We start from the raw sequence: 19,510 nt of genomic DNA on the forward strand, positions 1-19,510 counted from the left end.
GTTTATATTAATTTATTTTAGGAGGTTGTATCATGCGTATCATACAGACCCAGCAAGACATGGATTCTTTACATGTATCCCCGCTTCCCCCCGCCCTCTTGGATCACATCCAGGAATACTTTACCCAGCTTCGCGACTCATTCCATGACAAAGATGATCCATATTTCTCCCTCCAGCCTCACGGTCCCATCTTCATCCTGGAGGCAGGGGATAACCTACACGATCTCAGCCTCGTAGGTCTTAGACGAGAAGACGACGGACTTTTCGGTAGTTGCCCTGAATACGTCGAGTTGTATGACCTCGGCAACATCCAAATCTACAAGATTGCTGTCATGACCACCAATGACTACATCATCACTTTGTTTACACAATTCGGAATTCACCACAAGGAGGCCGAACAATGGCTGAAAGAACTAGCAGAAGTTTAAAGGCAAATGAGGACAATGTACTAAATAAACTAAAAGAGGTCATTGAATACAACGGGGACGTTGCAAATAATCCTGAATCGTACGGAAACACTTGGATCATGGCGCTAGCGATTAGGCCGTTCACCCACAATCAAAAACAGTTCCTACCCGCCTGTTTGGAAGAGCATGAAGTGCTCCATTCCGAACAGGCCTTTTTTGTACGTGTGATCATCAGAACAACCGATCAGTGTGGAACAAACAGATACGTGGATGGTACGAGTCTGTTTGTGACAATAGACCAGGATACTGGAATTGTAGATATTGCAAAAGAGGATGAAGTATTGTCAGACAGCCCTGTATTTCATGGCGGTGAAATTGCAGATGCCTTACGTTGGGTGAATGAATTAGCCGATCCTTGTTACATTGCGCTAGAAGATCCGTTCCTTACACCGGAGCAACGCATCATGTTCATGCAGAGTGCAAAAGAAGATGATCCCTTCTCCTTGTAAATAATCTTACCAACCAAAAAACGACAGTACGGGCATGTGAATGTCCATACTGTCGCTATTTTCATGTAGAAATGGAGCGAAAACCATGGCAACGCTAACCTTCACGGAAAAAGAAAAACGTGCTCTTGCAACTCTCATTCAAGAGCAAATGGACACGCATCTATCTCGCTTTCCTTTCGCCAGATATCCCATGTATCCTTTGGAAGAATGGAAGCGTCTTTTGTGTGATCCAGCTACTGTGACGCCAACGATTTTAAAACAAATACTTGGTTGGACATTCGGAGGGTGGCAGCGGAAAGATATGCCCTCTGCACAAAGTAGTGTAGTTAGAAGCATCATCAAGCTGTGGCCGGAGTTCACAGAAAAGGTGCCCCCAGAATCCACTGGCATCCTTCAATTTTGGGAGAAGCGGCTGACAGACTGGACGAATGGATTTCAGGCTGTTTCCTTCCTGGTACACCTTATGCGTCCTGACGAATACGAAATCACGGACTCCCATCGCCTTCAAGCCATGTATGAATTGCTTCAAACAATCAATCACCAGGGAAACGACCGTAGCTTGTCACGTTCGTTACTTGACCTTGAAAACTACTCCAGCTTTTTCCGCGCTATCTTACCCAAATTCTCCTTTGGCGAACACAACCGCATACAGCTCGACCGCTTTCTAAAAGCCTATGGCAACCGTCATGCTTACAAAAATGTAGACCGCAGCTACACCACCAATGAGCCTCACATCTGGCAATTTTCTTGGAATGACGTTAAAACAGAATACTATGACTTGGAGAAAATCACTTTACGCTCCAATGCAGACGTCCTGTTCGCTTGTCTACTCTCATTGCTGGACGAGCAGCCAGAGGTGGGGCAAAAACTTACCATTGGACAGACCGTTGAGCTGCTCCCTTTGGGTACCGGAGGCATTTGTAATCCCGCCAGCTTTAAATATGCATTGATTTCCTTGTTTGGTAAGCAGAAAGGAAGGGATTACTTTATTACGGAGGATTCCTCACTCCAGCAGGCTTTTACAGACCAAGCCAACCAATCAACTCGTGACATGAAGTTTTACACTCATTTTCAGGAAACAAAAATAAGTATAAATGAGAAGTATCTGAAAGGTTAACTAAACGCATAAGCAGGATAGCATTATGCTTTTAAAGTCAAAAATCATCTGAAAATAAATCCAAACAAAAAAAGAAGGTTTAATAACCCTCCAATATCAATTCAATAATTTTAAGTACTCGCTCCTGCTCTTTTTTCTCCATAAAGCGAATTTCATTCGTTATTTTCAAAAGCCTCTCCTCTGATTCGCTAATATTAGGAGATTGAATGTGACTAAAAAACTCCGTAAGGCTAACTTCAAAAGATTCTGTGATTTTAGCAAGAACCTCTACACTGCAAACTTTTTCGGCTCGCTCAAGCTTCCCAATATAAGTTGTATGCAAACCAGATTGATGACCCAGTTCTTCTTGACTCCAGCCACGTTTCTTTCGATAGTTTTTAATGGTTTGTCCGATAGATACCATTATATTTTTCAAATTAATCACCTTACAGTAAACATAGCTACAAGTAATCCTCACTCCAATAGTCAATAGAATATATATTCCAAAGGGATTGTTTATGGTACAATTTGACTATCCAAAGACGTAAAAACGGAAATAACAATGATAAAAAGGACTGGTTTATATGTAGGAAAAGATTCTTAGTTTAGGCATTTGCCAGGATTAAGTTTAAATGAAGTCAGTACGCTTGGCTCTTAAGCAGTAGGCCAAATTGTATGTCACCAGTATTCTGCATAGGTGACAAGTCGTCTTAATCATCTTCTATTTCATACTGAAAGGGTTGAAGACAATGTTGTTAAAATGGGCTATTGGGGGAGCAGTCCTTGGGCTAATCGGCGCTTACCTTACGGATACAAATGTAGGGTCGGGTATAGTATTTGGTGCTATTCTCGCCGTGATCATTCGTAAATGGATCTTTAGAAACCTTTGGATGTAGAGCTGGTAGGTTTTCCCTCCAAAGATAGGAAACAAGGCCAGCCCGAAGCTGGCCTTTTGCACAAAACAACAAATAACTAAACTGGACTAATTCATAATAGTACAAATCTCATAACTTATATTTATTTTCATTAACTACGTTAAATTAATGTAGAAAGGTGTACCTCAAATGCTAATCAAGGCCGAAGAAACTCCATCCACACCCAAAAATTTTACTTTTGAATGGAACGGGGGTTTCAGTTATCTTACGTACTTAAAAAAGAGAACAACCGCTACATTAGAGGGCGAAAAGCTGTTGCTCACTAGACAAAACCTCATCTTAGGCGCTTTTCCCTTACAACCATCGACTCAGGACATTCCGCTCACCCACATCAACTCCATAGCTGTTGGCTCCAAGATCAATTGGTTTGACCTGGTATTTGCTATTTTGTTTGTATTCGTAACTCTGATCACCATGAACTTTTTACCTTTACTCCTGACTGCTCTTTTTCTGTGGCGCACCTTTAACACCAACATTCAAATCTGCGAACGCTCAGGAAACAACCTGAACATCCTAACTGGTTCTAAAGGTGATGCAAACTCATTCATTCAAGTTCTAGCCAATACGATCAATCAAGTAAAGCATTCCGACAACACAGAAACGGGACAAAGTTCCATCGTTCCCCAAGTCCTAAGCAACAAGCCTAAAAAAATATTTGGCATAGTAAGTGCGGGGATTGTGGCGATTCTCATTTTACTGCTTGTCATTGCATCACGCGGAGGCTTTGATAATCCATACGTCACCTGGGTTAAAGATGCTACGGTTCCAGGCGGCACCCATCATACGATGGACGAAGCCCTGAGCAATGATAAGTATTTTAGCAATGTCGTCTGGAAACAGGTCAACAAGGACGGCAACGAAGAAGATGTAAACAAATACGTTATGTACCAAGCCACATACACCGATCAAGGTGTGAGCATCAACATTCAAACCGTATTTCAAGTGTTTTCCAAAAATCAATTCACTCCCGTTGCTTATGATATTGATGGAGATGGGCAAGAACTGTCGGACTGGACTTACTTTTTAGTAGAGGTTACTTCCAAACTGGATGGAAGTCCCCCATCCTCGGATAAAGAGGCTTGGCAAGAAAACGCCTCTACTTCTTCCACATCAACGTCCCCTCAGTCAGAACCGCCGACTCAAACCAAAGTCGAAGCCAAATCATCTGAACAGGAACCCGCTCCTTCTGTGCAGGTAGCTACAACACCTGTGAAGGAAGCACAGAAAACAGCGCCAACATCCGATGCCGTCCCAACGGTGAGCTTAAAAAACTTCAACCACTGGACTCCTCCTGCTGCTGATCTCACCTATCCTGTTCATTTAGATGGGGATAACATGGACATTGTGCTGGGTTTGGATCATCCCAATGGCGTGAAAGCACAAGTTGTGGATCATGCTTTGGGGCAGGGCTGGAACATATCCTTGCCTTCCATAGAAGGCAGTAGTCCCTTTGATGAATTTGGAGACCTGTTGCCTGGTTACTCCCTGGCTGTCAAAGAACACGATTTTACTCAAGATGGAACGCCTGAAATTGTTGTAGTCGCCAGCGATGGGCAAGCCGACATGTATGTGTGGATACTCACATATAATTTCATGGCTTCAGAACAAGGAACTTCACCATTAGAACTGATGTGGAGTGGTATGGGACAATCGGATATTTTAATGTCTGGCAATCAGTTCCTACTTCCATACGGTTCGCAGGGACTGTACGAGGAATACAAATACGCTAATGGAGTTTTTGTTAAAAACTAAACACGGATCTAGCTACTAGTTTAATAGGAGCTAGATGTACAGAAAGACGAGCTGTAAAATCTCGTCTTTTTTTGCACTTTGTAAGTCATCGTAAGTCCTTCTTAACTTTTAGCCTGCTTCCATATATACTTTTCAAGAAGGGAGAGACTACAACGATGAATCCAGCCATTAAAAGAAGCAGAGAGAAACTACGCAATAATATAGGGGCAATTATTAATAAAGCAGATATCCTGTATGCTGATTTTGAAGTTGATATTTTGGATAATCGTATTCTATTAACAATATCAGGACAAGATGAGCACGCGGCTAAGATCGTTAAGGAAATCCTAATAACTAACCAGCCAATAAAGCACTTGTACAATCAAGCTAAGTATAATGAAGTTCTAAAAATACTTAAAGAAGTTTCACAAGAAACGAATAACTTGTTAAGAAAGCTGAAACGAGAAAGAACGAATAAAAATAAGGCGCTAAAAGAAGAAGACAAAGTAGAAATGGCTGAATCCCTTGAACACCTATCCAAGAAATATTTGATTAAAATTATTATTAAATATTTTTCCATAAAACAGATCGACAAACTACGACAGATAGCTGATAAGAAAAAGAAAGAAAAAGAGAAGAACCTTAATTTGAGCGGTGAGGAGTAATTCCTCATCGCTCTTTTTTTAAAAATTCCCTTGATTCAACTATAGTTATTTTTCAAAACGGGAGAAATTTAACGTAAAACCTCAAAAAAACGAGAAATTCATATAAAAAGCAACGCCCTTGATAGAATTTTGGGAACTTAAATACTCTCAAAAACACAACAGGGGAGCTTCAATATCCCTATTCATTTTTTTTCAAAAATTCAATCCTACTCAACTACAAAAAACGTCCTTTTATCTTTGATATTCTTATTATGCAAGCAACGCAAATTAACTTGAACAAGCTTGCAACAAGTTCTTTGATAACCAAATACGCTTAGCCGCTTTACCTTCTTCAAGAGATAGAAATGCGGTTAAGGTTTAGAAAACAGAGAGGGGAATAACATCATGAACAACCCAAATAGTCAGAATGCTACAGATCGTACGGAGGAAATACGGCGTTACTTTTACAAATACGCTGCCATGGGCTTACCTGTCATACCACTTTGCCCTCACAATCACGAAGGGATGTCTGAGAGGCATAAAGAAACGTGCAGACATCCTGGAAAAGTTCCTTTGTTTAAGGGATGGCAAGAGGCTGCGCCACCATCCCAAGCCAAGATTAACCATTGGCTCTCCAAATGCCCGTCATGTAACATCGGGTTGGTACTAGGAGAAAATAGCAGCATCATCGGCATCGATGTGGATGGAGAGAAGGGATTTGACATCCTAGAGCGCCTTTCCCAAGGGTTTGTACCCTCTACATGGCAATTCAGTACCCCTAGTGGAGGAATGAGATACTTGTACAAAATCCCGGAAGGTTCGTCGTTCACTAGTTGGGTAGAGCGACACCCGACGGAGTCACATTGCGAAGTAAACGTGTTGGGAAGTGGACGTCAGACCGTTCTTCCCCCATCCATTCATACAAACGGAGGTCAATACCAATGGATCATCGAACCCTAAAGGCCAGTGCATTGCTGGCAGAAGCACCCTCATGGATTTTTCAGCATCCTACTCGGGTGCCGACCAACAAAAACACGTTTGCATCTGCACAAACCAACGTACAAGGTAACCTGAAAACCTTGTACGGTCGTTGCCCCCGTTTTGCCCAGGATTACGTCACCCAGCAACAACAGGGTCTGGATGAAGAAACCTGGTTTAAGTGGGTACAGTTACTCCCAAAGGAGTTAGCATTAGAGTTTTCTGCGCTTTCTGATAAACACGACACACATAGTCAGAATCGCATTCGTCAATTACAGCAGAACAAGAAGCCACCTACGCGCTGCCGCACGTTTGGCTGTAATGAACAACAAATCGCCACTTGCTTCCAAAACCATGTACGTACAAATGAGGAGGGAATCATCGTGAATAGTCCTGCTAAAATGTTAAGTCAACCCAAAACCAAAAAAAGTACTCGTCCTAATTCCTACATGTCCAAAACGTCCAAACTGAAGTCTCTGCATAATATAGGTCCGAAAGACGTTGGCTTTACCTTAGATAATAACAATAAGCCGACACGCTTAAACCCTAACCTATTTTCTGAATTCATCCGTCGTCATTACCTCAAAACTATTTTTGTAGCTCCTGAGCAACGTTACTATGTTTACAATTCTGGAGTATGGCGGGATCAACTTCCCGATGTACTCAAAAAGAATGTACGAAAAATTCTTCACACTTGGGTTCCTTATTTCTGGAATTCTAAAATCGAAGCGGAGTACATGACTGCCTTGACACGTGATTGCACACGGGAACATCCAATGGACGGCAAGCGCGACTACATTAACCTAAAAAATGGGATGCTTGACCTACGTAACTTCCAGTTGGACGATCATGATCCTAAGTTCTATTCCAGCGTACAGGTTCCCATCGCGTATGACCCTGAAGCTACATGTCCAAAATTTGAAGCCTTTTTGAATGATATTTTCGATCAGGACCAGGAGCGTATTGACCTCATTGCCGAAATCTTTGGCTACTGTCTGACCACATCCACCCAAGCCGAGCAAGTCTTTCTCTTTTACGGCAAAGGATCTAACGGGAAGTCTGTACTCATTCATGTGCTGAAAAGCCTGATTGGAGAACGTAATACATCGGCTCTCTCTTTAAATGATCTGGAAAAACCTTTTGCTCGTTCCGAGATGATTAACAAACTGGTCAACATCACCACCGAGAATGAAGTAGGCAGTAAGGGGATTGAAACGAGCTACCTAAAGGCTATCGCTTCCGGCGATCCCGTTCGTACGGAAGAAAAGTTCAAACAGGGCTACATGCAGGAGCTGTTTTGTAAGCTCATATTTGCAACGAACAACCTGCCCTACTCCAAGGACAAAAGCTACGGACTAATACGTAAAATGACCATCCTTCCCTTTGAAAAGACATTTACAGACGAGCAAAGAGATCCGAATTTGAAGGACAAGCTGATGAAGGAGGGTGCTGGTATTTTGAACTTCGCGTTAAAAGGATTGGAACGTTTACGTAAACACTCATACCGTTTTACAAAGTCGAAAAAGGTACAGCAACTGGCTAACCAGTACAGCCAAATGATCAACCCTGTTCAAATGTTTGTTGAGGATATGATTGAAGCTAATCCTGAGAGTAGACTGCTTAACAAGGATCTAAAAGCTGGTTTTGTAGACTGGTGTCAGCGTGAAGGCCATAACGGTCTGTCCAATATCAGTAACCAGCAACTGACGAATAAAGTAAAAGAAGTTTTGAATGAACAAGGAATTGTATTTGAAACCAATAAGTCCGGCGGGGAACGTTTAATCAAAGGCATTTGCCTGAAACTCGCTCCTAAGCCTTCTTGGATGAAGAGCACTCAAGTCCAAGTCGTTGATAACATTGATGACCTGGATTAAACGGTAATCCGAGGCGTTGTAGGACAGTCAGGGACGAAGGTGTGGCAGGTAAATCAAAGGTACGCCACGCCTGGACTCCTTGCCTGGTAAGGGGGTTGAAGAAAGCGGGGCGCTTGTGGCTTCTTTTCTCCCCCCTGACAAATCTTTTCATCCTTAATCATCTAAAAATAAAAAGAATAGTTTTTCAGAAAAAGGATCACAAGCGCCACGACACCTAAAAAAAGCCATATCCTGCAAGGAAAGAAGGCCGTGGCACAAGATTTCACAAACGCTCCTTTCGGGTCGCTTCAACGCCACGACACTGAGCACGATTTCTTAAACGATCTTCATTTGTTTGTAATCATTTTCTATGTTGTTTTTCCAAAAACTTTTATCATACGGGGGTAATCACTATGAAATTTTATAATGAACCGTACACAATCAGTGAATTGCTAGAATACATCTATTCCAGTGTCTGCATCCTAGGGCATTACGTTATCCGTATTCCTTGTGACCAAGTACATCTCGATGACTTTTCTATACTCAAACTGACCAAGCATTTACAGGGTACCTGCGAAGATTGGAGCGTTCAGGATGGATGGTACTTCATTACCTTTGAGCCCGGAGATCATGACTATGTTATAACCTTCGAACAGCATCATTTTTACACGTCTAGTGTTGTCCGCTCGGTTGCCGAATGGTTACATGTAGATGAAAGCTCTATTGATTTGGAATGTCATCTCCGGTTTACCAATGAATCACGAGATGATTTTAGTTAAGTATATTTGAATACAAGTTATTAAAAGCACGTTAAAACGTTTCAAATAAGGCTTCAAACAGAAATTATAAATAGGATGGGCCTATTAACAGCGTCTATCTTATAATATTCTGCTCTGGAGGTTATCACATGAATAACACTATGAAGCGAGTTCAAGTGATTCACTTGAAGTTAATTCGAGAAAAGTCAATGCTGTTTTCAGGTCGCAAAGTTCATAAGCCGGACGATACCGTCCAACTCTTTCGAGAGTTCATTGGTGATTGTGATCGGGAGTCCTTCTGTATTCTCACGCTGAGTACCAAAAACCAGCCGCTGGCCTTACAGCAGGTTTCACTTGGCACGCTCAATTCATCTATCTTGCATCCCAGGGAGGTTTTCAAATTTTCCATTCTTTCCAATGCAGCATCCATCATCGCTTGTCATAACCACCCGTCGGGGGACCCTACGCCAAGTAGCGAAGACATTTCCATGTCCATAAGGCTTCAAAAGAGTGGGGAATTGCTCGGTATCGAGCTACTGGACCATATCATTTTGGGCCAGGATGGCTATGTCAGCATGAAGGAAAGGGGGTTGTTTTAAATTGGAAAAATTAATCTTGGCCCTCATCATTGCTGCAGCTCAACTGACCATAGAGATTATTAGTCAAAATAGAAAATAAGCCATCGGGGGAGATCATCATACTAGCACATTACATCACTCGTATTTCAAGGCATAAGCTGAAACACACCTGTACTGATCCAGATACGACGTCGTGGAACCAAATCGACCAAGTGCGGGAAACAACGGAATGTTACTATCTTCCTGCTGTGCAGATGCTGGATACCATTCTCAAAAAGCAACGCTGAACCAATAGGCTCGCTTTATCTTTATCTTGCTGTGCTCCTCTTTTCTGAGGAGCCAGCCTTTGATTTCTATTTACTATCATTTCGCCTACATCGAAAGGGGTAATTATACCAATGACTATTCAACGCGCCGCAGCTTACGCTCGCTTTTCCAGTGACAACCAACGGGATGAATCCATCGACGCTCAGGTTCGAGCCATTGAAGCCTACTGCAAACAAAAAGGCTTTGAACTCGTTAAAGTCTATATCGACCGCGCCAAAAGCGCCACCTCAGACAAACGTCCACAGTTCCAGCAAATGATTCTCGACAGTGAAAAAGGATTATTTGATGTGCTCATTGTTCATAAGTTGGATCGTTTCAGCCGGGACAAATACGACAGTGCTAAATACAAACGCAAACTGAAGTTGAACGGTATTAAACTGTACAGCGTCACCGAAAACCTAGATGGCTCTCCCGAAAGTGTCATTCTGGAATCTTTGCTGGAAGGTATGGCTGAGTACTATTCCAAAAACTTGGCCCGTGAGGTCATGAAGGGGATGAAAGAAACAGCATACCAATGTAAACATACAGGCGGCTTACCTCCCATCGGCTATGCTGTAGATCCTGTAACAAAAAAGTACATCATTAATGAAGAGGAACGCGGCATCGTCGAAACTGTTTTTTCTATGTTCCTCGCTGGTCACGGCTATAATCAGATCATTCGAGAACTGACGGAGCAAGGCTACACATCACGTTATGGAAAACCGATCAGCAAGGGAACCTTAGGTACCATTCTTCGCAATGAAAAATACACAGGCACCTACATTTTCAACCTCACCGACAGCAAGGATGCGGCTGGTAAACGAAACGGCAATCGGCATAAAAATAGTGAAGATGTGATTCGTGTCGAAGGTGGTATGCCACAGCTTGTAACCAAGGAAGATTTTCACAAGGCACAGGAAAAGATGAATCAAAACAAACGTCAGCCTGGTGCTTACAAGGCAAAAGAAATGTACCTGCTTAGCGGACTCATTGTTTGTGGGGAATGTTTGAAAAACGTAGGTATTCAGTATGCCATGATGGGCAATACCAAATACAGTGGTAGAAGCAAACTGAAATATGTCACCTACCGTTGCGGCAACCGTGAACGAACAAAGGCATGTAAAAACCCTGAGCTGCGCCGCGAATACATTGAAGCCTACGTGCTGGCTCAGCTTCAGGAGAAGATTTTTAACGATGAAGCTATCCCTGTTCTGGCTAAACAGCTTAATGAGTACCAAAAGTCCAAAGAAACACATGTGAAAGCCGATCAACAACGCCTGATCAAGAGTCTGGAAGGTGTAGAGCGCCAGATTGATAACATTGTAAATGCGGTGGCTAGCGGTCTGAACAATCCTACCATTCTCGAAAAGTTGTCCTCACTGGAACAGCAAAAGATTGAGCTAGAAACGAAACTGCTTGAGGCTCAGCAGGTAAAAGAAAAAGCAGCCATCACAGAGGATGCTCTGCGACAACTGCTTTCTGGCTTTCAGGACCACATCACCAGCCGAAACCTTCCTGAGATCAAGAAGTTCATCGGCAGCTATGTAGAAAAGGTGATCGTCTACAAGGAACACGTAGAAGTCATCTTTAAGCTACAAGTTGTGGATTTGATCAATGGAGGCGAGGGGAGTCGAACCCCTGTCCGAAGATAACGTAACATAAGCTTCTACGGGTGTAGTTACAGACAGATATCACTTCCACTGGAGACTAGTCATACGGGTTTATTCTACACAATTTAGCCGTTGCTTAAGCTTAGTAATCATCAATTTATTATCAACAGCGATAGAGTACTGCAAATGATAATACATAACCGCTTCATCTTCTGGAAGCAATATACCCAAACAATTCAGCATTTGAACCCATCTTAAGTCATTTTTATCTAATGCTTCTGTAAAACTTTCCACCAAATGCTCAACAGGTAGATTTAAGTACTCCTGTTTTTCTTTTAGTTTATTTAAATAATACCGTTGAAACACATTATCTTCTTCCGATAGTTCAATTCCATTGATGAATTCATTTATAAATGTTAATTTTTCATCCATGTTTATATCAGAGAAGGTTGAATATACTTCATCCACCTTTTGATAAAGGGTGGCTAACCATTTTCTGTTTTGAATAATATCTATTGAAGCACTTTCTAAACATATATCATCCAGAAGATCGTTTGAAACAAAAAAACTCTCTGTTTCTCTCCAGATCACCTCAAAATTTCTCTCATCAACCCTTCTTCTCAATAGGTCGGCAACCACCTGCGGCCTAAGGTTATCATAGTATCTTTGTTTCGGTTTATTCAGGATAATATTTTGCATCAATGACCAAGAACTTATGGCATAGTTTTCTTCAAAGTGAACGGGTGTTACATCCCGATTATACTCTTCGTCGGCAATAAAATATTTTGAAACATCTAAAACATAGGGATTATATTTATTTATAACATACTCTTCGAGTTCATAAAGTTGTTTATTATAAATCGCATTTCCAAAATGCAACATCGCAGGAGGAGTATCCTTAACCTCTCCATCTCTCGATATATAATGATTACAACCTCTAGTTCTAACCAGTATTATATTTCCTCCAAATTTCTCAATCATTTTCTCCCAATATAGATCTATATATCCATACCATAACCAACTTGGAATTTCCAAGAAATTAATGGACTGGAATTGTTCCGATTCACTTTTATAGGCTGCCGTATTATAAAATGAATAATCATAAGTAGAGAAAGTCGTATTTTTATATACAGCTACCGGCTGGCAAAGGTCAAAAAAATCAATCACTAGGAAATCAGCACTAGAATTCAGAAGGATTGGAACAGTGTTTTTTTCAATACCGTTTCGTAAACAACGATGAGAATACTCACTATTAAAAAAAAGCAACTCTTCAGATCTTGTAGAAATATTTGCAGGAGGCATCATACTAGATACAATATTATTTCTGCTTAAATAACTATTAACTGATATATTAGTGTCTTTATTAACGTTGAAAATATCTCTGCTTAAGCATGAACCATGCACGTCTACCAATACCATTTAAGAGCCTCCAATGTTTTACATAGATAGTGGTACTACGATGAAAATTATTCATGGTCTGTATAAATGGCTCTATTCCTCCTTAGGAATCAATCTTGTCAATCCCAAAGCTCAACGCTTAATATGATTATCGGCAGCATACACAAGGAAGATTAGACGCATTTTAAATAGCCTGGATGCGAGGCAATGGCATTTCATATTTTCAACAAACCGGCTTTGCATTTCTGCGATGATTGAAATGGCTCAATTGGCGGTTAATAATTGACATTGGCTCACTCGCTAATATATCGAATCGTCCCTCACGTCCGGCGTGATAGGCAAATCACTTTTCGGTATAACTTGAGTGATTCATCATCAAGCTATCTATAAATGCTTGTTTAATAGAGAGCTCCTCAAATCTTATTAGAACTCCAACAACTCCTTCAAGATAGCAGAACTCCTTAACATAAACTCATTTTTAAGGAATGCGGATCTAAGTATTCAATATCCAATCTGTTGACAAGCTAGAAGTCAAATACAATAAGACTGCCAACATTTATTTTACCTCACTTTGGACTATGCGACAGGGAAATTAAAGTAAGCAAAAAAGCGACCCATCAAGGCCGCTTTTCATAATACTACATATGGAGGCGAGGGGAGTCGAACCCCTGTCCGAAGATAACGACACATAAGCTTCTACGGGTGTAGTCACAGTTTTGATGTCACCCGAGTATCGCCCCGTAACCGGCTATACGTTGGGTCAGCCTGATTGTCTTCTTCAGCACACCCCAGGCGGAGATGTGGCAGCGTATCCCACTATAGGTTAGCCCCTACATCCGGCACATGGGCGATACAGGAGAGGAGCACGCTCACAGGTTATTAAGCTGCGAAAGCGTAGTTGTTTTGTTGTTTGCCGTTTAATAGGCTTTAGCGTTGATGAAGTGGACGCGTCCCCACTACCCGCTACCCATGCTCGAACTATCCCCGTCGAATCCATAAACGCCCCCTTATTATAAAAGGGCTCCACGGATAAATCCGGAAATACCGGAGCATAAGTGCATAATATCAAAAGCTGAATCCTAAGATCCAACACTCGAATCAAGTTAAATCCAAGATCTTTGAAAACTTACTACTTCGTTAGTATAACATATTACATGTCATAACGAAACGGATTGAAGCCATTCTAGCTCGATAAAATAGCACCATTACAGGAACAAGTAACTTATCCACGTAATTTGTACCATACAGAGTAAGCAAACTGCTTATCTCGCTATTTTTTGCTTCTCGCGCAGAGCACGTTGGATATCACGCTGTGCATCACGTTTGGCAGCTGTTTCTCGCTTATCATACTGCTTTTTACCTCTACCCAGTCCAAGCAGCAGTTTGGCATAACCGTTGCGAACATATATCTTGAGCGGCACGATGGTGTAGCCTTCCTGTTTGGAGAGACCAATAAGCTTACGAATCTGCTCTTTATGCAGCAACAGCTTACGCGTGCGCGTCGGATCGGTCGGATTGTTACGATTACCTTGTTCAAAAGGGCTAATATGCATATTGTGAATATGAATTTCACCATTACGGATCGTAGCAAAAGCATCACTTATGTTAGAGCGACCATTCCGCAGAGACTTAATCTCTGTTCCCGTTAACACCATGCCCGCCTCGTAGGTGTCCTCGATAAAATAGTCATGGGAAGCTTTTTTGTTCTGGGCGAGCACTTTCCCGTCTGCCTTCTTACCCATGAATACCACTCCTTATACATAACTTAATTCAATCTAGAAATCCCGCTACAATGAGCTACCCTAGAAATATATTGTAACAAATTTCGGATGGTAAAAGCAAGAAAAGTCAAGGCTTCTACATTTCTAGTTATCCCAAAAGCGCACTAAAATCAAGCGGCTTCTATCCTTACTGCAGATAGAAACCGCTCATATACCTAAGCTTCCATCAGCATCATCCACTGTTCTTGAGAAGCTCCAGTTACCTAACAAGTAAGTTTTATAACCTACTTTTTCTTTTTCCGTACAAACCCAGCGGCGCTATACCCGCCGTTAGCGCCCTTTTTTTTCCGCTTGCGACGTGCTGCGCCTTCGCCACCTGGTCTGGCATCACTACCTGGGGTAGCTGCATCACCAATGAATACCCCGCTGGCAGACGTCTTCTTCCGTCGCTTGCTTGCACCCGTTGCTGGCGAATTGTATCCTCCCTTGCCACTACCAAAGCCGAAGCTGCCTGGCGAGCCTGTACCGACACCGTTTCCACCATCGCGACCTGCGCGACCTGCGGTGCTGATTCCTCCGTTGCCGCCCTCTTTAGGCTTTCCAGCCGCCTCACGACCGCCTTTACGCTCTCTACCAGCCTTGTCCTTACCGCCCTTACGGTCACGTCCTTCTCGGCCTCTGCCTTTAGCACGGCCCTCGCCACGTGCAAAATCTCCACCCTGGCCCGAGCCTCCCGTCCGTTCACGACGTTGCCGTTGCTTCATATCGACGAGTTCAAAGTCAATTGTGTAATCTTCCATATTCACACGCGCGACGCGAACCTTAACCTCATCCCCAATGCGGAATACCTTAGAGGTGCGTTCTCCGATTAACGCCATATGCTGCTCGTCAAAATGATAATAGTCGTCCGTAAGTGCACTCAGACGCGTTAAGCCCTCGACTGTGTTGTCCAGCTCAATGAACATCCCAAAGCTGGTTACACTGCTGATGATCCCTTCGAACTCCTCGCCGACCTTATCCAGCATATATTCAGCCTTTTTCATTTGTTCTGTGTCGCGCTCTGCATCCACAGCCACACGTTCACGCTCGGAGGATTGCTGAGCAATATCTGGCATGCGTGCAGTCAAATATTCCTGACGCTCGTCTGTTAAAGCCCCGCCATTCTCCAATACCTCACGAATGACACGGTGAATTACCAAGTCAGGGTAACGACGAATCGGTGATGTAAAATGAGAGTAATACTCCGCAGCCAGTCCAAAATGTCCTGTAGACTCCGCATCATATTTTGCCTGCTTCATCGAACGCAGCATCATTGTGCTAAGCACCGTTTGCTCCTTCGTACCCTGAATGTCTTCTAACAATGTTTGCAGTGCACGCGGATGAATGGAATTTCCTCGACCTTTGATCTGATGACCAAAATTAGCTGCAAAAGCCATAAAGTTTTGCAGCTTCTCTGGATCGGGGTCCTCATGAATCCGGTACAAGAACGGTACCTTGAGCCAGTGAAAATGTTCGGCTACCGTTTCATTGGCCGCCAGCATAAACTCTTCGATAATTTGTTCGGCTATCGTACGATCCCTCTTCACAATATCGACAGCTTTGCCTTCATCATCTACAATCACTTTGGCCTCATCAAAATCAAAATCAACTGCACCGCGGCGCATCCGATTCGCACGTAGCTTCAATGCTAAATCCTTCATCGTACGGAATACATCAACCAGGTCCTTGTACCGTTCCATCAGTTCTGCATCTTCCTCTTCGAGGATTTTGCGAACGTTAGTATAGGTCATCCGTTCCTTCGTTTTAATCACGCTGGTGAAAATATCATGCTTTACGACCTTCATATGCTCATTGAATTCCATCTCACAGGATAAAGTCAGTCGATCCACCTGAGGATTCAATGAACAAATTCCGTTTGAAAGTCGATGTGGAAGCATCGGAATGACGCGGTCAACCAAATACACACTACAACCGCGGTTATATGCCTCCAGATCCAGCTTGGAGTTCTCACGCACATAATACCCTACGTCAGCAATATGAACGCCCAGACGATAGTTTCCGTTCGGCAAACGCTCTACATTAACCGCATCATCGAGGTCTTTGGCATCTTCCCCGTCAATGGTAACTATGATCTTATCGCGCAAATCACGCCGTCCCTGACGTATAATCTCTTCTTCCGTAATCGCATCAGGAGCCTGATCCGCTTCCGCCATCACTTCATCCGGAAAAGCCTCTGGGAGCTGATGCTTGCGAATAACGGACAAGATGTCAACGCCCGGATCATCCTTATGACCCAGCACCTCCAGCACTTCGCCTTCTGCCGCTGCACGTCCTTCCGGATAGCTCACAATACGCACGACGACCTTTTGTCCGTTTACAGCTCCGTTAAAGCTGTCCTTAGGAATGAAAATGTCCCGGTTAATACGTTTATCATCCGGCAAAACAAAACCGTATGCTTCGTGGCTCTGAAACACACCGACTACCTGAAGCACTGCGCGCTTCACGATTCGCACAACTTCGCCTTCTAGTCGGCCACCCGCAGGTCCCTTTGATGTTACTCTTACCAGTACCGTATCTCCATTCATCGCGCTCTTTAAGTCGTTAGCATGAATGTATACATCCGGGTGCTCCCGGTCCTCTGGAATCAAAAAAGCAAAGCCCTTGGCATGGGCCTGCAAACGCCCGCGCTGCAAATCCATCCGTTCTGGAACACCATAACGGTTCGTGCGGGTCAGTAGAATTTTCCCGTCTTCCTCCAATGCGTTCAAGAGCTTAAGAAATTCACGAAACTCTTCTGCATCCTTAATGTCAAAATGTTGCTCCAGCTCCTGGTATGTCATAGGCTTGTATGCGGTCTCGCGCATGAAATCAAGTAGTTGTTGCTCTGTTATCATAATTTTGTCCACCTCGGGTGACCTTTAATTTTCAGTAATAAATCCGCATGTTCCTTGTTCCTGATACAAGGCTCTTTATATACTCATACCCTAGTATACACGAATTTAATCGACGGCATCCCTGCCTGTCCAAAATCCAAAAAAGCCCCCGTTTCCCGTGAAACGAAGGCTTAAGGTGTATATTTATCTTATTTTGCGAAAAATGCAACCAAAACGGAAACGATCATAAAACATGCACCCAAAACAGCAGTTACGCGTTGTAAAATCAAATCCATACCGCGAGCTTTGGTCTTGCCGAACAGATGCTCAGCACCGCCAGAGATGGCACCGGACAAACCTGCGCTTTTCCCCTTTTGCAGTAACACAACCGCAATAACAGCAATCGAGAACACAACGAGCAGCACTTTCAAAAAGATTTCCATGAAAAATCCCACCTCCTGAGCTTATACATCTGTTTTGCAAAACAACACAGCCTCTTTTATGAAAACATGCACATATCATGCTTTAAATAGCCGGAAATTAACGCAAAACACTACTTTCATTCTACCACAGCTTCCAGTAGATAACAACAGCTACAGCAAGACACTTAGCCATTAAGCTTCTGTAGATCATATATGCATTATTTATAAAAAAAACAGACCTGCTTGCATATCGCAAGCAGATCTGTTTTATTCATGCGCAAAAGCGTCGAGCGTCCTGACCCTATGATAAATCATAGACCCGAGGCGCCACCAGCATTTTTAGCAATATTATTTCTTCAGGTTGTAGAAAGATTTCAGGCCGTGGTATTGAGCCAGTTCACCCAGTTGATCCTCAATGCGGAGCAATTGGTTGTACTTCGCAATACGGTCAGTACGGGAAGGAGCACCAGTTTTGATTTGGCCTGCATTTGTTGCAACAGCGATATCAGCGATTGTGCTGTCTTCGGATTCACCGGAACGGTGAGAGATTACAGCTGTGTATCCTGCACGTTTAGCCAATTCGATAGCATCGAATGTTTCAGTCAGCGTACCGATTTGGTTTACTTTGATCAGGATAGAGTTACCGATGTTTTCATTGATACCTTTAGCCAGACGCTCTGTGTTAGTTACGAACAGGTCGTCACCAACCAATTGGATTTTGTTGCCCAGTTTTTCAGTGAGCAATTTCCAACCTTCCCAGTCATCTTCGGAGCAACCATCTTCAATAGTGATGATTGGGTATTTATCAACCCAAGAAGCAAGCAGATCAACGAACTCAGCAGAAGTGAAGGATTTGCCTTCGCCTTCCAAAGTGTATTTTCCATCTTTGAAGAACTCAGTGGAAGCAACGTCCATACCGAGGAATACGTCAACGCCTGGTTTGTAACCAGCTTTTTCGATCGCTTCGATAATAGTGGACAGAGCTTCTTCGTTGGATTTGAAGTTAGGAGCAAAACCACCTTCATCACCAACAGCTGTGTTCAAGCCTTTGGAATTCAGTACGGATTTCAGGTTGTGGAAGATTTCTGCGCCAACACGCAGAGCTTCTTTGAATGTAGGAGCGCCTACAGGCAGAACCATGAATTCTTGTACGTCAACGTTGTTGTCGGCATGAGCACCACCGTTAACGATGTTCATCATTGGTACTGGCAATTGTTTAGCGTTGAATCCGCCCAGGTAAGTGTACAGTGGCAAGCCCAGAGCTTCAGCAGCAGCGCGAGCTACAGCCATGGATACAGCCAGAATTGCATTCGCACCCAGTTTACCTTTGTTTGGAGTACCGTCCAATTTGATCATCAATGTATCGATTTCTACTTGGTTCACAGCATCCAAGCCGATTACTTCAGGAGCAATAATTTCGTTCACGTTTTTAACAGCTTGCAGAACGCCTTTGCCCAGGTAACGGGATTTGTCGTTATCGCGAAGCTCTACAGCTTCGTGAGCGCCTGTGGATGCACCAGAAGGAACGATAGCGCGACCAATCGCACCGGATTCCAGATATACTTCAACTTCAACCGTAGGGTTACCACGGGAGTCGAGGACTTCGCGAGCGTACACGTCAGAAATAATAGTCATTTGTACTTAATCTCCTTTGTAATTCATAATTTATTGGACAAGCCTATACTTATTAA

General features: G+C 43.0%; 16 protein-coding genes and 1 other RNA gene. 10 read left to right on the forward strand and 7 right to left on the reverse strand.

Features of this window, described 5'->3' with window-relative positions; genetic code table 11:
• The first annotated feature begins 32 nt into the window (after positions 1-32).
• The 3 genes from ACXHJ2_RS22855 (at position 33) to ACXHJ2_RS22865 (ending at position 2,033) form a co-directional block, all read left to right on the forward strand.
• Complete coding sequence (locus ACXHJ2_RS22855) at positions 33-428, forward strand: hypothetical protein (protein ID WP_165084477.1); 396 nt, start codon at positions 33-35, stop codon at positions 426-428.
• A complete protein-coding gene (locus tag ACXHJ2_RS22860; RefSeq protein ID WP_165084479.1) occupies positions 401-916 on the forward strand; it encodes a hypothetical protein in 516 nt (171 codons plus the stop codon). Before ACXHJ2_RS22855 ends, ACXHJ2_RS22860 begins: the two co-directional genes overlap by 28 nt.
• 85 nt (positions 917-1,001) lie before the next feature.
• Positions 1,002-2,033, forward strand: coding sequence for a hypothetical protein (locus tag ACXHJ2_RS22865; RefSeq protein WP_165084481.1), 1,032 nt, complete (start codon positions 1,002-1,004; stop codon positions 2,031-2,033).
• A gap of 79 nt (positions 2,034-2,112) precedes the next feature.
• Here the strand turns inward: ACXHJ2_RS22865 and ACXHJ2_RS22870 are convergent, their stop codons facing one another.
• The gene (locus ACXHJ2_RS22870) at positions 2,113-2,457 is read right to left on the reverse strand and encodes a helix-turn-helix domain-containing protein (RefSeq protein ID WP_180361602.1); all 345 of its coding nucleotides are present in this window, start codon (positions 2,455-2,457) and stop codon (positions 2,113-2,115) included.
• 619 nt (positions 2,458-3,076) lie between these two features.
• Here ACXHJ2_RS22870 and ACXHJ2_RS22875 point away from each other — a divergent pair.
• The 7 genes from ACXHJ2_RS22875 (at position 3,077) to ACXHJ2_RS22905 (ending at position 11,447) form a co-directional block, all read left to right on the forward strand.
• On the forward strand, positions 3,077-4,699 hold the full coding sequence (locus tag ACXHJ2_RS22875) for a hypothetical protein (RefSeq protein WP_165084485.1): 1,623 nt from the start codon (positions 3,077-3,079) through the stop codon (positions 4,697-4,699).
• A gap of 155 nt (positions 4,700-4,854) precedes the next feature.
• Positions 4,855-5,343: a hypothetical protein gene (locus ACXHJ2_RS22880; RefSeq protein ID WP_165084487.1), complete on the forward strand. Its 489-nt coding sequence runs from the start codon at positions 4,855-4,857 to the stop codon at positions 5,341-5,343.
• A gap of 384 nt (positions 5,344-5,727) precedes the next feature.
• Positions 5,728-6,282 (forward strand): bifunctional DNA primase/polymerase, encoded by a 555-nt coding sequence (locus ACXHJ2_RS22885; RefSeq protein WP_165084489.1) that lies wholly within the window; start codon positions 5,728-5,730, stop codon positions 6,280-6,282.
• Positions 6,264-8,174: a DNA primase family protein gene (locus tag ACXHJ2_RS22890; RefSeq protein WP_165084491.1), complete on the forward strand. Its 1,911-nt coding sequence runs from the start codon at positions 6,264-6,266 to the stop codon at positions 8,172-8,174. Before ACXHJ2_RS22885 ends, ACXHJ2_RS22890 begins: the two co-directional genes overlap by 19 nt.
• Before the next feature lie 392 nt (positions 8,175-8,566).
• Positions 8,567-8,932: a hypothetical protein gene (locus tag ACXHJ2_RS22895; protein ID WP_139625352.1), complete on the forward strand. Its 366-nt coding sequence runs from the start codon at positions 8,567-8,569 to the stop codon at positions 8,930-8,932.
• Between the two features lie 128 nt (positions 8,933-9,060).
• Positions 9,061-9,510 carry a JAB domain-containing protein gene (locus ACXHJ2_RS22900; RefSeq protein WP_139625353.1) on the forward strand — a complete coding sequence of 150 codons (450 nt, stop codon included), beginning with the start codon at positions 9,061-9,063 and terminating at the stop codon, positions 9,508-9,510.
• Between the two features lie 377 nt (positions 9,511-9,887).
• Positions 9,888-11,447, forward strand: a complete 1,560-nt coding sequence (locus ACXHJ2_RS22905; protein ID WP_165084493.1) for a recombinase family protein — start codon at positions 9,888-9,890, stop codon at positions 11,445-11,447.
• Between the two features lie 69 nt (positions 11,448-11,516).
• Here ACXHJ2_RS22905 and ACXHJ2_RS22910 read toward each other — a convergent pair whose 3' ends face one another.
• The 6 genes from ACXHJ2_RS22910 to eno all read right to left on the reverse strand — a co-directional run bounded on the left by ACXHJ2_RS22910 (position 11,517) and on the right by eno (position 19,454).
• Positions 11,517-12,824, reverse strand: coding sequence for a DUF6270 domain-containing protein (locus ACXHJ2_RS22910; protein ID WP_165084376.1), 1,308 nt, complete (start codon positions 12,822-12,824; stop codon positions 11,517-11,519).
• 621 nt (positions 12,825-13,445) lie between these two features.
• Positions 13,446-13,810: a transfer-messenger RNA gene (gene ssrA, locus ACXHJ2_RS22915) on the reverse strand.
• 255 nt (positions 13,811-14,065) lie between these two features.
• Positions 14,066-14,545, reverse strand: a complete 480-nt coding sequence (gene smpB / locus ACXHJ2_RS22920) for an SsrA-binding protein SmpB (protein WP_007428162.1) — start codon at positions 14,543-14,545, stop codon at positions 14,066-14,068.
• Positions 14,546-14,808: 263 nt separating this feature from the next.
• Complete coding sequence (gene rnr / locus ACXHJ2_RS22925; RefSeq protein WP_165084374.1) at positions 14,809-17,418, reverse strand: ribonuclease R; 2,610 nt, start codon at positions 17,416-17,418, stop codon at positions 14,809-14,811.
• A gap of 188 nt (positions 17,419-17,606) precedes the next feature.
• Positions 17,607-17,840, reverse strand: coding sequence for a preprotein translocase subunit SecG (gene secG, locus ACXHJ2_RS22930; protein WP_013368823.1), 234 nt, complete (start codon positions 17,838-17,840; stop codon positions 17,607-17,609).
• Between the two features lie 327 nt (positions 17,841-18,167).
• On the reverse strand, positions 18,168-19,454 hold the full coding sequence (gene eno / locus ACXHJ2_RS22935; protein WP_165084372.1) for a phosphopyruvate hydratase: 1,287 nt from the start codon (positions 19,452-19,454) through the stop codon (positions 18,168-18,170).
• Positions 19,455-19,510 lie beyond the last annotated feature (56 nt).

It is taken from the genome of Paenibacillus sp. ALE3 (assembly GCF_054113405.1).

Bases quoted from the DNA above. Each gene is read 5' to 3' on its own strand.
- secG (WP_013368823.1), bottom strand. From the start codon at position 17,840: ATGGAAATCTTTTTGAAAGTGCTGCTCGTTGTGTTCTCGATTGCTGTT.
- ACXHJ2_RS22880 (WP_165084487.1), top strand. From the start codon at position 4,855: ATGAATCCAGCCATTAAAAGAAGCAGAGAGAAACTACGCAATAATATA.
- ACXHJ2_RS22855 (WP_165084477.1), top strand. From the start codon at position 33: ATGCGTATCATACAGACCCAGCAAGACATGGATTCTTTACATGTATCC.
- ACXHJ2_RS22905 (WP_165084493.1), top strand. From the start codon at position 9,888: ATGACTATTCAACGCGCCGCAGCTTACGCTCGCTTTTCCAGTGACAAC.
- ACXHJ2_RS22900 (WP_139625353.1), top strand. From the start codon at position 9,061: ATGAATAACACTATGAAGCGAGTTCAAGTGATTCACTTGAAGTTAATT.
- ACXHJ2_RS22865 (WP_165084481.1), top strand. From the start codon at position 1,002: ATGGCAACGCTAACCTTCACGGAAAAAGAAAAACGTGCTCTTGCAACT.
- smpB (WP_007428162.1), bottom strand. From the start codon at position 14,545: ATGGGTAAGAAGGCAGACGGGAAAGTGCTCGCCCAGAACAAAAAAGCT.
- rnr (WP_165084374.1), bottom strand. From the start codon at position 17,418: ATGATAACAGAGCAACAACTACTTGATTTCATGCGCGAGACCGCATAC.
- eno (WP_165084372.1), bottom strand. From the start codon at position 19,454: ATGACTATTATTTCTGACGTGTACGCTCGCGAAGTCCTCGACTCCCGT.
- ACXHJ2_RS22875 (WP_165084485.1), top strand. From the start codon at position 3,077: ATGCTAATCAAGGCCGAAGAAACTCCATCCACACCCAAAAATTTTACT.
- ACXHJ2_RS22895 (WP_139625352.1), top strand. From the start codon at position 8,567: ATGAAATTTTATAATGAACCGTACACAATCAGTGAATTGCTAGAATAC.
- ACXHJ2_RS22910 (WP_165084376.1), bottom strand. From the start codon at position 12,824: ATGGTATTGGTAGACGTGCATGGTTCATGCTTAAGCAGAGATATTTTC.
- ACXHJ2_RS22860 (WP_165084479.1), top strand. From the start codon at position 401: ATGGCTGAAAGAACTAGCAGAAGTTTAAAGGCAAATGAGGACAATGTA.
- ACXHJ2_RS22890 (WP_165084491.1), top strand. From the start codon at position 6,264: ATGGATCATCGAACCCTAAAGGCCAGTGCATTGCTGGCAGAAGCACCC.
- ACXHJ2_RS22885 (WP_165084489.1), top strand. From the start codon at position 5,728: ATGAACAACCCAAATAGTCAGAATGCTACAGATCGTACGGAGGAAATA.